The 14,041-nt window shown below is 33.2% G+C and carries 12 protein-coding genes; 8 read left to right on the forward strand and 4 right to left on the reverse strand.

Features of this window, described 5'->3' with window-relative positions; translation table 11 throughout:
• Window positions 1-35: 35 nt before the first annotated feature.
• Complete coding sequence (locus DB891_RS05635; RefSeq protein WP_116761457.1) at window positions 36-689, forward strand: polysaccharide deacetylase family protein; 654 nt, start codon at window positions 36-38, stop codon at window positions 687-689.
• 13 nt (window positions 690-702) lie between these two features.
• On the opposite strand, the gene DB891_RS05640 is transcribed toward DB891_RS05635, so the two are convergent.
• Together DB891_RS05640 and DB891_RS05645 are read right to left on the reverse strand one after the other, a co-directional pair.
• The gene (locus tag DB891_RS05640; protein WP_116761459.1) at window positions 703-999 is read right to left on the reverse strand and encodes a thioredoxin family protein; all 297 of its coding nucleotides are present in this window, start codon (window positions 997-999) and stop codon (window positions 703-705) included.
• Window positions 1,000-1,071: 72 nt separating this feature from the next.
• Window positions 1,072-2,307 carry a metallophosphoesterase gene (locus DB891_RS05645; protein WP_116761461.1) on the reverse strand — a complete coding sequence of 412 codons (1,236 nt, stop codon included), beginning with the start codon at window positions 2,305-2,307 and terminating at the stop codon, window positions 1,072-1,074.
• Window positions 2,308-2,440: 133 nt separating this feature from the next.
• Between DB891_RS05645 and polA the strand changes: the two genes are divergently transcribed.
• Together polA and DB891_RS05655 are read left to right on the forward strand one after the other, a co-directional pair.
• A complete protein-coding gene (gene polA / locus DB891_RS05650) occupies window positions 2,441-5,302 on the forward strand; it encodes a DNA polymerase I (RefSeq protein WP_116761463.1) in 2,862 nt (953 codons plus the stop codon).
• A 128-nt stretch (window positions 5,303-5,430) separates the two neighbouring features.
• Window positions 5,431-5,841 (forward strand): hypothetical protein, encoded by a 411-nt coding sequence (locus DB891_RS05655; RefSeq protein ID WP_116761465.1) that lies wholly within the window; start codon window positions 5,431-5,433, stop codon window positions 5,839-5,841.
• Between the two features lie 122 nt (window positions 5,842-5,963).
• On the opposite strand, the gene DB891_RS05660 is transcribed toward DB891_RS05655, so the two are convergent.
• Window positions 5,964-6,992, reverse strand: coding sequence for a LacI family DNA-binding transcriptional regulator (locus tag DB891_RS05660; RefSeq protein WP_116761467.1), 1,029 nt, complete (start codon window positions 6,990-6,992; stop codon window positions 5,964-5,966).
• Window positions 6,993-7,339: 347 nt separating this feature from the next.
• Here DB891_RS05660 and rplM point away from each other — a divergent pair, with 347 nt between their 5' ends.
• The 4 genes from rplM (at window position 7,340) to tsf (ending at window position 10,263) form a co-directional block, all read left to right on the forward strand.
• Window positions 7,340-7,795, forward strand: a complete 456-nt coding sequence (gene rplM / locus DB891_RS05665) for a 50S ribosomal protein L13 (RefSeq protein ID WP_116761469.1) — start codon at window positions 7,340-7,342, stop codon at window positions 7,793-7,795.
• The gene (gene rpsI / locus DB891_RS05670; RefSeq protein WP_116761471.1) at window positions 7,795-8,181 is read left to right on the forward strand and encodes a 30S ribosomal protein S9; all 387 of its coding nucleotides are present in this window, start codon (window positions 7,795-7,797) and stop codon (window positions 8,179-8,181) included. Before rplM ends, rpsI begins: the two co-directional genes overlap by 1 nt.
• A gap of 171 nt (window positions 8,182-8,352) precedes the next feature.
• Window positions 8,353-9,162: a 30S ribosomal protein S2 gene (rpsB, locus tag DB891_RS05675; protein ID WP_116761473.1), complete on the forward strand. Its 810-nt coding sequence runs from the start codon at window positions 8,353-8,355 to the stop codon at window positions 9,160-9,162.
• A gap of 138 nt (window positions 9,163-9,300) precedes the next feature.
• Window positions 9,301-10,263 carry a translation elongation factor Ts gene (gene tsf / locus DB891_RS05680; protein WP_116761475.1) on the forward strand — a complete coding sequence of 321 codons (963 nt, stop codon included), beginning with the start codon at window positions 9,301-9,303 and terminating at the stop codon, window positions 10,261-10,263.
• A gap of 282 nt (window positions 10,264-10,545) precedes the next feature.
• Here the strand turns inward: tsf and DB891_RS05685 are convergent, their stop codons facing one another.
• Entirely contained in the window at window positions 10,546-12,795 is a 2,250-nt protein-coding gene (locus DB891_RS05685; protein WP_116761477.1) for a T9SS type A sorting domain-containing protein, read from the reverse strand.
• A 516-nt stretch (window positions 12,796-13,311) separates the two neighbouring features.
• On the opposite strand from DB891_RS05685, the gene DB891_RS05690 reads away from it, so the two are divergent.
• Window positions 13,312-14,028: a phosphatase PAP2 family protein gene (locus DB891_RS05690; protein ID WP_189337104.1), complete on the forward strand. Its 717-nt coding sequence runs from the start codon at window positions 13,312-13,314 to the stop codon at window positions 14,026-14,028.
• The last annotated feature ends 13 nt before the right edge of the window (window positions 14,029-14,041 follow it).

Below are 14,041 nucleotides of genomic sequence, written 5' to 3' on the forward strand. Positions count from 1 at the left end.
TTTGTTTAAACTACATTTAATCGTAGTATTGAAAGATGAATTTTTATTGGATCAAAACACATTCCCTCATTAAAAGAATATTCTCCAATTACATTTGGGACATTCCTAATGTGAACAATAAAGTCTACTTAACTTTTGATGATGGCCCAACACCCGAAATAACAGAATGGGTTTTGGACGTATTAAAAGAACATCGAATAAAAGCCACTTTTTTCTGCATTGGAAAAAACATCCAAAAACATCCCGCAATTTTTAACAAAATAATCGACAATGGTCATGCAATAGGGAATCACACTTTCAATCATCTGAATGGCTGGAGTACCAAAACTGAAGGCTATATTGATAACATAAGAATGTGTCAAACTCTATCTGACACCTATCACAACTGCGAACTAAATACTGAACACTGCAAACTTTTTAGACCGCCTTACGGGAAAATAAAAACAACGCAGTCCAAAAAACTACGCCAATTAGGATACAAAATAATTATGTGGGATGTTCTGAGTGCCGATTTTGACCAAAGCATTTCACCGGAAAAATGTTTAGAAAACGTACTGCAAAACACACGGTCAGGAAGTGTAATCGTTTTTCACGACAGTATAAAAGCATTCAAAAACCTAGAATACACACTACCTAGATCCATAGAAGTACTAAAACAAAAAGGATTTGAATTTGATATAATTCGATAAAAGAGTACTGAATTTAGATTTGTTCTTGGACAAGTCCTATAATGGTATTGGCATCCAGTTCTCCGGATTGCCTCCAGACCATATGCCCCTCTTTATAGATCATCAAAGTAGGAAGGCCTTTGATACGTAGAGCATCAGCCAATTCTTGATTTTTATCTACATCTATCTTTATTACCTTCACTTTATCACCAAGTGCTGCAGCCACATCTTTAATAACCGGATGCATTGATACCGAAGGTTCGTTCCAATCTGTGTAAAAATCAATTAACACAGGAACTTGAGCGTTTATAAGTTCTCCAAATTTTGACATAAAACCAAAATGTTTAATTTCTAATACTTTCGAAAAGAGATATTATCTTGCAAATTTAGCATTTAAAACTAACTATACTAATTTTTCTCCCTTTATTAGTTGAATTACCGTGATCTCAGGCATAATTCCGACTCTACCAGGATACGCATGAAACCCAAATCCACGATTTACATAAACGTATCTCCCCAAGTTTTCATATAATCCGGCCCATTGTTTATAAACATACTGAGCCAAACTCCATTTAAAATAACCTGGAATTTCAATGCCAAATTGCATTCCGTGCGTATGACCCGACAGCGTTAAATGAAAATGCTTTTCGTCGTGTTGTACAACATGATCCCAATGGCTTGGATCGTGACTCATTAAGATTTTAAAATCTTCTTTGGTCAAATGTTGTGAGGCTTTCTTTAAATCACCAGCCTGCTTGAAATTATGTCCCCAATTCTCCACACCAACTAATGCAATTTTATCCCCATCTTTTTCTATAAAAGTATGTTCATTCAACAACAATGTAAAACCAATTTGATCGTACAAGTTCTTTATGGCTTCAAAATTTTCATCTTTCGCAACTTGGGTCGGCCATGTTACATACTCACCGTAATCATGATTACCAAGAACCGAATATTTACCATATTGAGGCTTCTCAATTCTATTGAAAGTTTCAATCCACGGATTCATTTCCTTGGCATGCGTATTAACAATATCTCCCGTAAATAAAATCAAATCCGAATTTTGTTCGTTTACCAAATCAATCGCATAATTGATTTTTTCTGGATCATCGAAACTTCCACTGTGCACATCTGAAATTTGAGTAATCGTAAAACCATCAAAAGCATCTGGCAAATCAGGGAAATGTATCGCTTGTTTCACCACTTTATAATTATACTTTCCTTCAAAAATCCCATAAATCAAAGACAAAAAAGGTATCGCGGCCAACCCTAGCCCTACTTGACTAACGAATTTACGCCTTGAAGGCAAAAAACCAGTATTGGCACTATTATCAATAAAATAATTAACAGCTCCTGCCGCTATTCTGAATACATCCTCTCCCAAAAGAATAATTGACATTACAATTTTCGGGACATAAACCAAAAGCAACAATCCCATCGTAAACATAGTTTGCTTGGTTTGTCCAACAGAACGATCGAATAACGTAAAGGAATAAATAATAAAAACAAAAAGGGCAAGACTAATTATCTGATAAGACACTAATACCCATTTCAACTTAATTAAAGTTCTAAAGGCTTGATAAGCATAAAGCTCAATGACAAATAAAACAATTCCAAAAAAGAGCAAGCGTAAAATCATTTTAGAAAATTTTTAGACAAATTAACAAATTAAAAAAAGGATACTGATTTTAATTAATTAAAATTTAACGCTTATTAGAGCCATTAAATTATGTTTGATTATTTTTACCCCACTAAAAAAACACACTTATTATATGTCTGCTCAAAAACGCCTATTCCTTCTCGATGCCTATGCTTTAATCTTTCGTGGGTATTATGCATTTATAAAAAATCCCAGAATCAATTCTAAAGGAATGGACACTTCAGCCATTATGGGTTTTATGAATGCCTTGATGGATGTTATAAAACGTGACAAGCCCGACCATCTGGCAGTGGCTTTTGACAAAGGCGGAAGCACATACCGTTACGAAATGTACCAAGAATACAAAGCACATCGTGACGAAACTCCAGAAGCGATAAAAATTGCCGTTCCATACATTCAAGAGCTATTGAAGGCTATGCACATTCCGATTATTGAAGTTCCCGGTTTTGAAGCCGATGATCTAATTGGAACCATCGCCAAACAAGCCGAAAAAGAAAACTACCAAGTCTTTATGGTAACTCCAGATAAAGATTTTGCACAATTGGTGTCCGAAAATATTTTCATGTACAAACCCGCTCGTATGGGGAATGGCATAGAAATCTGGGGTGTTCCCGAAGTTTTAGCCAAATTTGAAATTGAACGTCCAGAACAAGTTATCGATTTTCTGGGGATGATGGGCGATGCCGCCGATAACATTCCGGGATTACCCGGGGTTGGAGAAAAAACAGCCAAGAAATTCTTGGCAGAATACGGCTCAATGGAAAATCTATTGGCCAACACCCATCAATTAAAAGGTGCTATAAAAGCCAAAATCGAAGCCAATGCCGAATTGGGAATTTTGTCTAAAAAATTAGCCACTATCCTACTCGATTGTCCCGTAACGTTTAACGAAGCTGACTACGAATTATCAAAACCCGATGTTGAAAAAACCGATGCGATCTTTCAGGAATTGGAATTTCGTCAAATGAAAGCGCAGTTTGACAAATATTTTGGAACAGGGAAAGAATACGACGAAATTGAAACGAATGGTAATGGCAATAATGATGACAGTGAAAAAATAGTTAAAAAAGCTCCTGCCAAAAAATCCAATGAAGATCAATTTGACTTATTTGGCTTTACCGATGAAGAAAGCAACGAAATAAAATCGAGTTCGTATTATGCAACTTTAGAAAATACAGAACATTTTTACCAAAGTATTCAAGGAGATTTTGCTGTGAAATTACTTTTGCAAAATTTAATGAATCAAACATCGGTTTGTTTTGACACCGAAACTACAGGAATTGATGCCTTGAATGCCGAATTGGTCGGCATGTCATTTTCTTTCGAAAAAGGAAAAGCATTTTATGTTCCGTTTCCGGAAAATCAGGAAGAAGCACAAATTTTGGCAGATAAATTCAAGCCTTTTTTCGAAAGTGAAACCATCGAAAAAATTGGTCAAAATATCAAATACGATTTGAAGATCCTTTCTCATTATAATGTTCAAATCAAAGGAAAGCTATTCGATACGATGATCGCACATTATTTAATCAATCCTGATATGCGTCATAACATGGATGTTTTGTCCGAAACGTATTTAAAATATTCGCCAAAATCTATCGAAGATTTAATTGGCAAAAAAGGTAAGAACCAAAAATCGATGCGTGAGGTGTCTTTGGAAGACATCAAAGAATACGCCGCCGAAGATGCGGACATTACCTATCAGTTGAAGCAAAATTTCAGTCCGATTCTCGACAAAGCCGAAACCAAAAAACTATTTGACGAAATCGAGATTCCGTTAATTCCGGTTTTGGCTGCGATGGAATTGGAAGGAATTAATCTGGATGTTCCGTTTTTAAAATCGATGTCGGTTGAAATGGCTGCCGAAAGCAACGCATTGGAACAAAAAATATATGAAACCGCCGGAGAGAAATTCAATTTGGCTTCTCCAAAACAACTCGGAGATGTTTTATTTGACAAATTGAAAATTGGTGGAGCCAAACAAAAGAAAACCAAAACAGGTCAATATGCCACAGGTGAAGAGGTTTTATCCTATTTAGCGAATGACAACGAAATTGTTCGTGACATACTCGAATGGCGTCAAATGGTAAAATTGCAAAGTACTTATATTGATGCATTGCCCAACCAAGTCGATAGAAAAACAGGACGTGTCCACACCGATTATATGCAAACCGTTGCCGCAACAGGTCGCTTGAGCTCGAACAACCCAAATTTACAAAACATTCCCGTTCGTACCGAAAGAGGACGATTGATCCGAAAAGCTTTTATTCCAAGAGATGAGAATTACACTTTGCTTTCTGCGGATTACTCTCAAATAGAACTGCGCATCATTGCAGCACTGAGCGGAGAAGAAAACATGACTAAAGCGTTTCAAAACCACGAAGACATTCACAAATCAACCGCTTCAAAAGTATTTAATGTACCGCTTGAAGAAGTCACAAGGGAACAACGAAGTCATGCCAAAACGGTGAATTTTGGAATTATTTACGGGGTTTCTGCCTTTGGATTAAGCAATCAAACCTCATTATCAAGAAGTGAAAGTGCCGCCTTGATCGAAGCCTATTATCAAACGTATCCTAGATTAAAATCCTACATACAGGAACAAGTTGAATTTGCACGAGAGAACGGTTATGTACAAACCATATTAGGGCGTCGCCGTTATTTGAAAGACATCAATTCTGCCAATGCCATTGTTCGTGGTGGAGCCGAACGCAATGCCGTGAATGCTCCTATTCAAGGAAGCGCTGCCGATGTGATCAAAATCGCCATGATTAACATTCATAAAAAACTAACTTCGGAGAACTGGAAAAGTAAAATGTTATTACAAGTTCATGATGAGCTTGTGTTTGATGTACACAATTCCGAATTAGAGAAAATTCAGCCTATGATTAAACATGAAATGGAAAATGCTTTTATAATGACAGTTCCGTTAGAAGTAGAATTAGGCATGGGTAAAAACTGGCTGGAAGCGCATTAGGAGAAGTATACAGTTAGCAGTTTTTAGTATTCAGTTGACAATTAAAAAAAATAAAAACATTTAGAACTAATTTATTATATTTAATTTTCTGATTTACATACACTTATAATAACTAAAAGCAATTTATTATGAAAAGAACGATCAAAACCATTATTTTGTTTTTCGCATTTCTTATTGGAGCTGGGACCTATAACGCTAGTGCCCAAAACCCACCTGCACATGCGCTGGCCCACGGAGTAAAAAAGAAATACAAATACTATCCGGATGCTAATGTGTATTTTAACCCTGCGACCAAAAGATACACGTATTACGGCGGTGGCAGATGGACAACTGCTGCCAACTTACCTTCTTCTATTCGATTAACAGGAAATGGGAACGATTTTGATTTTGACGGAGACGATCCTTGGAAAGAAAATTCCAAACACAAATCGCAATACAAGCCAAGCAAGTCAGTCAAAAGCTCTGAAATTAAAAAAATAGATCACGATTATGACAGTCATAATTCAAGTTCAAATAAAAGCAATGGAAAAAAGAAATAAGCAATAGCTTCCAGAATAACTTTCAATATTTTAAATAAAAAAAGGCAATCAAGATAAAAATATCGATTGCCTTTTTTTATGTAAATATAGTTTAATCAAAACCCCTAAACTCAGTAGAAAAATCAAGATCTTCTCGTAGATTCCCGCTCCTTAAGTTTGGTTCTGATTACTAACGTTTCATACGGGCTTTCCTCTTCTTCTTCAGACTCTAATCTTTTGATAAGCAATTCCGCAGCTACTTCACCTATTTCAATTCCGTGTTGGCTAACCGTGGTTAAACTAGGAGACAAACGTCTAGAAGCAAGAATACCATCGGCAAAACCGATAATTTTAAGATCCTTTGGAATTTTATATCCTTTTTTAACACCAATTTTTAAAGCGGCAACCGAATCATTCTCATCCAAAGCAAAAACACCATCAACAAGATTATTGGAGTACACTTCTTCTATCTGCTCCTTTAAATCAAGTTCTGTATCGGTGCGCACAATAATATTTTCATTTACTGCAATATTATTATCTTTTAATGCTTTAAAATAACCCTCGGCCCTTAATTTACCAACACTTAAATTATCAACGGAAGAAAATAACGCAATATTTTTGCATCCTAAATCAATCAAATGTTGTGTTGCGTTTAATCCCGAATCAAAATCGTCTACAATAACTTTATCACAGTCTACCTCGTCTGTTGTTCTGTCAAACATGACAATTGGAGTACCGTCAATAATGATTTGTTTAAAGTGATTATAATCCCCTAATTTCTGGGCTTCTTCGGATATGGATAAAATAAATCCATCAATAGTACCATTACTTAACATCTCTAAGGTGTGCGCTTCTTTTTCAAGCGATTCATTAGAGATACACATAATTACGTTGTATCCTTTTTTATCAGCCACTTTTTCTATGCCGCTAAATACTTTTGCAAAAAAAGAATTTAGAATATTAGGTATGATTACCCCAATGGTTTTGGTCTTTCTATTTTTCAGGTTCAACCCGATAACATTGGGTTTGTAATTTTTTAATTTAGCATATTCTTTAATTCTAATTTTTGTTTGTTCACTAATTTCAGGACTGTCATTAAGTGCTTTGGAAACGGTAGAAACCGAAACATTAAGTTCTTTTGCAATTTGTTTTAATGTAGCCTTTGCTTTCATTGGGATGTGGAATTTAGTGGTCTTTAAGAAACTTTAAAAATAAAAAAAATCAGAATTTATCAGTACTTAGCCATATTATTACAAAAAAACAATAAAAAGACAAGCATTTAAACAGATAAAAGCGAAAAGTACAAAAAATTTACTACAACAAAAAGATTTTTGAAGCAAAATATAGCAAATAAAGGTTCCGCTATAAAATTAAAAACAGAATACAATAAATATACATTTGATAATCAGCGCAAACCATATTGAAAAATAATCAATTAAGGTATTTGTATTTAAAATAATTAATTGTACTTTTGCAACCCCTTTATTGGGGATGGAATGTTTAATTAAAATATATTATTGTGAACGCATTAAGCTACAAGACAATTTCAACAACAAAAGCCAATTCTGTAAAAGAATGGATAGTTGTAGATGCTGACGGTCATAACTTAGGTCGTCTTGCTTCAAAAGTCGCTATGATTTTAAGAGGTAAGTACAAGCCAAGTTATACCCCACACGTGGACTGTGGAGATAACGTAATTGTTATCAACTCAGAAAAAATCAACCTAACAGGTAACAAAATGGATGAGAAAACATACATCCGTCACACTGGTTACCCTGGAGGACAAAGAACTTTAACTGCTAAAGTATTGCAAGCAAAAAACCCTGCATTATTAGTTGAGAAAGCTGTAAAAGGAATGTTACCTAAAAACAAATTAGGGGCTGAACTTTTTAGAAATTTAAATGTTGTTGTAGGATCTGAGCACAAACAAGGAGCTCAAAAACCTAGAACTGTTAACCTAAACGATCTTAAGTAATGGGAGTTATTCACAAAATCGGTAGAAGAAAAACCGCTGTTGCACGTGTTTATGTTTCGGAAGGAACAGGAGTAATCACTGTAAACAAAAAAGCATTCGCAACTTACTTCCCAACTGCTACTTTACAGTACAAAGTTATGCAACCAATGTCTATGACAGAGAACGCTACTAACTTTGACGTAAAAGTAAACGTTTACGGAGGTGGTTCAACTGGACAAGCAGAAGCTGTAAGAATGGCATTAGCACGTGTTATGTGTGAAGTAAATGCTGAAAACAGAGCTATCTTGAAACCAGAAGGTTTATTAACTAGAGATCCAAGAATGGTTGAACGTAAGAAATTCGGTCAGAAGAAAGCTCGTAAGAGATTCCAATTCTCTAAACGTTAATATTACCTGTCTTGTTCAATTAGGACAAGACATTCTAGAATGTATTAAAAAATTTAAAACAATGTTGTTGTTGCCTACCGAGGTAGGAATTAGTTTAGCATCTAAATGTATGTAGCCGAGAAATCGCCATTCCTACATTGCTAATCAACAGAACGTAAACTAGTACAAAAAATGTCAAACAAAGTAGAAGTAAAAGAATTACTAGAAGCAGGTGTTCATTTTGGACACATGACTAGAAAATGGGATCCGAATATGGCTCCTTACATTTATATGGAGCGTAATGGTATACACATTATCAATCTATATAAAACTGCAGCAAAAATTGAAGAAGCTAATGAAGCTTTGAAAAAAATCGCTGCATCAGGTAGAAAAATATTATTTGTTGCTACCAAGAAACAAGCAAAAGACATCGTTGCTGAAAAAGCAAAAGCTGCAAACATGCCTTACATCACTGAAAGATGGCCTGGTGGAATGCTAACTAACTTCGTTACAATTAGAAAGGCAGTTAAAAAAATGTCTACTATTGATAAAATGAAGAAAGACGGTACATTCATGACCCTTTCTAAAAAAGAGCGTTTACAAGTTGATCGTCTTCGTGCTAAACTAGAGAAAAACTTAGGTTCAATCGCAGATATGTCTAGACTTCCTGCAGCATTGTTCGTAGTAGATATCAAAGCAGAACACATCGCAATAAAAGAAGCTCAAAAATTAAACATTCCAGTTTTTGCAATGGTTGATACCAATTCTGATCCTCGTGAAGTAGAATACGTAATTCCTGCAAATGATGATGCTTCTAAATCAATTGATAAAATTTTATCTTTAGTTACTGCTTCAATTATCGATGGTCTTGCAAATAGAACTTCTGATAAAGAAACTGATGCTACTGAAGTTGTTGCTGAAGTTGAAGCTCCAGCAGCTGAAACTCCAGTAGTTGCGGCTCCAGCAGCTGAAGCTCCTGTAGCTCCAGCAACTGAAGAATAAATCAAATTTTTAAATTCCAAGATTTAAATTCCAAATTCCATAAAAAATTAGAAACGATATGTTGATAATTTATTAAAATTGGGATTTGGGATTTAGAACTTGGAATTTTTACTTTTATAACATTAAACACAAAATATTATGGCAACAATTACTGCTGCAGACGTAAATAAATTAAGACAAACTACAGGTGCCGGAATGATGGACTGTAAAAAAGCTTTAGTTGAAGCTGAAGGAGATTTCGATAAAGCTATACAAAACCTTAGAGAAAAAGGGCAAAAAGTTGCTGATAACCGTTCTGACCGTGAGTCTAGTGAAGGAGCTGCTGTTTCTTTTATCAATGCAGACAAAACTAAAGGAGCTATTATCACTTTAAACTGCGAAACAGATTTCGTAGGTAAAAATGATTCTTTCGTAACTTTGGCTAAAGAATTAGTTGAAAAAGCGATCAACTTCGCTACTAAAGAAGAATTTTTAGCTTCAGATTTCAACGGAATCACTGTTGCTGAAAAATTAATCGAACAAACTGGTGTTATCGGTGAAAAAATCGAAATCGGTGGTTTTGAAATCGTTGAAGGTGCTTTCGTTGGATCTTATGTTCACGTTAACAAAATTGCTGCATTAACAGCAATTTCTGCATCAGTTGACAATGCTGATGTTTTAACCAAAGACGTCTCTATGCAAGTTGCTTCTATGGGAGCTGACACATTATCTTACAAAGATTTTGATCCAGCTTTTGTCGCTTCAGAACTTGCTGCTCGTATTGCTATAATCGAAAAAGAAAATGAAGAAGCTAAACGTTTAGGAAAAACTTTAAAAAATGTTCCTAAATATATTTCTTTCTCTCAACTAACTGAAGAAGTTATAAAACAAGCTGAAGAAGATGCCAAAGCTGAATTAAAAGCTGAAGGTAAACCAGAACAAATTTGGGATAAAATTCTTCCAGGAAAAATTCTACGTTTCATCTCTGACAATACTACTTTAGACCAAGAGAAAGCTTTATTAGACCAAAACTTTATCAAAGATGATAGTAAAAAAGTTAGTGATTATGTTAAAGGATTCAACGTTGAAATTACAAATTTCAAAAGAGTTGCTTTAGGATAATCTAAATTAGATTTAAAATATAAAAAACCCCATCTTGTTTCATTACGAGATGGGATTTTTTTTATAATGTCTTGTCCTGAAAAAGTTGACTGTAAATTCAATTACGGACAACTTGAATATCATTAGAATTCTTATATTATAGAAAGAATTAGGCATAACCTTTATAATCATAAAAAACATTAACAGAAATTTTAAATTCACTTTTCAATAAAATTAAATCATAACAACATTCGCTGGGTTTGTTTAAAAAAAGTTAACATTATAAACGCAGTCATAATAAAGCTAATTCCTTATAAACTTAGCGCTGTAAGAACCATTATCCGTGTCAATTTTTAACAAATAAACACCTTGAACCAAACCACTCAAATTTAATTTATTCAACAATCCTTGCCCTTCTTGCTTAGAAACCAGTTTTCCAATTAAATCATAAATACTAAAAGTAACTTTATCCTCTGAACCGTTCAGCTCGACAGTTAAAAAGTCATTAGTCGGGTTTGGATAACAATGCATATTATACAATACGTTTTGATCAACTCCCAATGATTCACAAAACAAGCTATAACTTGCAATTCCATCTATATGCCACAAATAATTATTTATCGCTTTGTCTACATTACCAACCATAATACAAGTTAAATCTGGATTATTTAAAGCACTCAAAAAATACGCAACATTTCCTGTACCATAACTACAACTCTTCAAATTTAAAGAAGTGAGACGGTTACTATCACAGTATAAATCTAAAGCACCAGTATAATCATTTTGCGATAAATCTAAAGAATGAATTAAATTGTTCTCACAATGCAAATCACCTAATTCTCTATTATAACTTAAATCTAAACTAGTTATTTGGTTATCCCTACAATCCAATTGAAATAATTTAGTGTTTTGACTTAAATTTAAATCCGTAAGTTTATTATTAGAACAAAATAGATATTCCAAAAAAATATTTTTACTTAAATCTAAGGTTGTAATATTTGTTTCAGAACACAATAGGCTAGTCAATGCAATATTAGTTAAAAGATCTAATGCTGCTATTTTATTATATCCACAATATAAATCAGTCAAAGTGACTACATTTAAAACATTTAAAATTGACAAAGAAGGATCTTCCCTTAGACTTAATTTTGTTAGTCGAGTATTTGAACAATTCAAACTGGTTAAATCACTATTTTTATTAATAATCAAATTATTCAAAACCTTATTAGAACTAACATCAAGAGAAATAAGCTTAGTAGAAGAACAAGTTAATGATTCTAAATCAATGTTTTTCGTTACATCTAATGAAGTTAAAGGAGTAAAAGAGCAATTTAATTCAATTAATGCAGTATTTGATTTTATATTTAAATCTGTTATTTTTGTATTAGAGCAATTTAAACGTTTTAAAACAGTCATATTATCAATATTCAATTCTTTCAAATTAGTATGAATACTTACATCTAATGATTTTATTTGGGTATTTGAACAATTTAAAGCCAATAGATTTGTAGTTCCGGAGTGCATCAAAGTTGTCAAAGCCACATTCGTACTTAAATCTAAAGAAGTTAAATAATTAGAACCGCAATCTAGATAAGTCAAAGCTAGATTGTTAGTTAAATCTAATGAACTCAAATTACTAGCACCTAAAATTAAAGAAGTCAAAACGCTGTTTTTTTTAACATTTAAAATTGACAATTTTGAATTTGACGAAAGATCCAAGGAACTTAATTGTGTGTTCTCACAATTTAAAGTTGTCAAAGCACTTATATAAGTATTTAAATAAGACAATGGTATATTAGAACAATTTAAATTTATTAAATCATAATTACTAGAAGCATTTAAACTAATCAAATTACTATTCATACTAACATCTAAAGAACTTATCCTTGTAAAAGAGCAATCTAAATTTGATAAAGAAACTAATTTTGACACGTCCAAACTAGTTAAAATGGTATTTGATATATTTAACACCTTCAGAGTAAGAATATTATCCAATTTCAAAAAATTCAAATAATAGTTTGTACTTAAATCTAAAGATATCAGACTGGTATTACTAGCTATTAAAGAGGTTAAGTCAAGATTTTTACTAACATCTAATGAGGTCAAAAGAGTATTTTTACTAACATCTAAATAGATTAAATAATTATTGGAACAATTTAAATTTACTAAACCAATATTTGAACTAATATTTAAGGTCGTTAATTTACTGTTAGAACAATTTAAAAAAGTCAGATAAGGATTGTCATCAACAACCAAAGAAACCAAATTTTTATTATTACTCACATCTAACAAAATAATTTTGTTAGAATTGCATCTTAAAATTGTTAATGATACAAAGTCATTTATACCCGTAAGATCCGAAATATATTTATTAGAAACATCTAAAGTTGTTATTCCATTAATGTTTGCAGTAAGAACCTTTCCGTCTAAAGCCCCCCCATCAAGTCCCTTATTAATTAAAACCTGCTCAAATTTAGCATCTGGAATTAAAGTGTACTGCGCATTTGTAATGAATGTTACAAAATAGATAGAAAATAACCATTTATATTTCATCTTTTTTTTCGCGAATATAACAAAAAAAAAAAGCTGTTAAAAATTAATTTATTTAATGCCATTACTCCCATAATCCCATCTTGCTTCATTACTAGATGGGATTTTTTTTAGATTTTCAAAAAAAAATAATCTACAAAATCCATGATTAACCCGATAAAAAACATACTGTTTTTAAAGCATACTAGAGCAAATTTCTTAAATTTAATAAGTTATTAAAAGAACATATTGAATACTTAACAAAAAAATAAACGTTATGTATAAAAATTCAAAAAAATTTTTACTTGTTCTTTTTACAACGACACATCTATTATTCTCACAACCGAAGGACTCAACCATCACAGCAGAGATGTATCAAGTATATGAAATCGATATTAATAAAACTACCTATATAAGAAACCACATTTATTTGACTTCATCACAAAATTACCAAGAGACTTTATAGGCCCGATAAAGGATTGTGGCAAAAAAGAAAACATAATCGCTCTAAGTTGTGCTACAATAACAACCGTAGCACTATTGCCCTACGACCAGCAAGCTTTATGTGAATCAAGAAAAATAGGCGAAAGAATAGGCCTTGACGAAAATGTCACTTATGACAAAGTGGCAAACATTACTGTGGTTACCCCAAGTAACATCACATCTTCACTCTTTTTATGCGGCAGCAAAGTAACACCAATAGTATTAGGAATAGGATTTGCTACTTACGGACTGTTCAAAAATGACTATCGATCTCTCCACACCGCTTCAGGACTCGTGGAAAGTACAATCATAACAGGTATTTTTAGCCAAACTTTCAAAAGAATATCAGGGAGACAAGAACCTCATGTTGCAATGGAAACCGGAAATCCAGGAGGGAAATGGTCGCCTTTTCCAGGCTTAGATGAGTATGAAGATGACCCAACAAATTACAGCTCATTTTCTTCAGGACACATAATGACCGCCACTGCGGCATTATATGTAATAACAGGGAACTATCCCGAATACAAATGGATAAAGCCCTTGGGCATAGCAATCATAATTGCATTGGGATTCCAAATGGCACAGAGCAACATACATTGGTACTCTGATTATCCATTGTCATTAGTAATGGGCTATATTATTGGTAAAAACATCGCTAAAAGCAAATTCGTAAGTCAAAATTCTAAAAATGGAAAAACTGGGAAATACAGTTTCAAATTCAATGCAAAAAAAATCGATGGAATTAATACCATTGGAACGACACTCACATTCTAATTTACAGAAAACG

The organism is Flavobacterium laiguense (genome assembly GCF_003097655.1).
Taxonomy (GTDB): domain Bacteria; phylum Bacteroidota; class Bacteroidia; order Flavobacteriales; family Flavobacteriaceae; genus Flavobacterium; species Flavobacterium laiguense.

Coding starts and splice junctions, on each gene's coding strand:
- tsf (WP_116761475.1), top strand. CDS start 9,301: ATGGCAACAATTACTGCTGCAGACGTAAATAAATTAAGACAAACTACA.
- DB891_RS05660 (WP_116761467.1), bottom strand. CDS start 6,992: ATGAAAGCAAAGGCTACATTAAAACAAATTGCAAAAGAACTTAATGTT.
- DB891_RS05635 (WP_116761457.1), top strand. CDS start 36: ATGAATTTTTATTGGATCAAAACACATTCCCTCATTAAAAGAATATTC.
- rpsI (WP_116761471.1), top strand. CDS start 7,795: ATGGGAGTTATTCACAAAATCGGTAGAAGAAAAACCGCTGTTGCACGT.
- DB891_RS05640 (WP_116761459.1), bottom strand. CDS start 999: ATGTCAAAATTTGGAGAACTTATAAACGCTCAAGTTCCTGTGTTAATT.
- DB891_RS05655 (WP_116761465.1), top strand. CDS start 5,431: ATGAAAAGAACGATCAAAACCATTATTTTGTTTTTCGCATTTCTTATT.
- polA (WP_116761463.1), top strand. CDS start 2,441: ATGTCTGCTCAAAAACGCCTATTCCTTCTCGATGCCTATGCTTTAATC.
- DB891_RS05645 (WP_116761461.1), bottom strand. CDS start 2,307: ATGATTTTACGCTTGCTCTTTTTTGGAATTGTTTTATTTGTCATTGAG.
- DB891_RS05685 (WP_116761477.1), bottom strand. CDS start 12,795: ATGAAATATAAATGGTTATTTTCTATCTATTTTGTAACATTCATTACA.
- rpsB (WP_116761473.1), top strand. CDS start 8,353: ATGTCAAACAAAGTAGAAGTAAAAGAATTACTAGAAGCAGGTGTTCAT.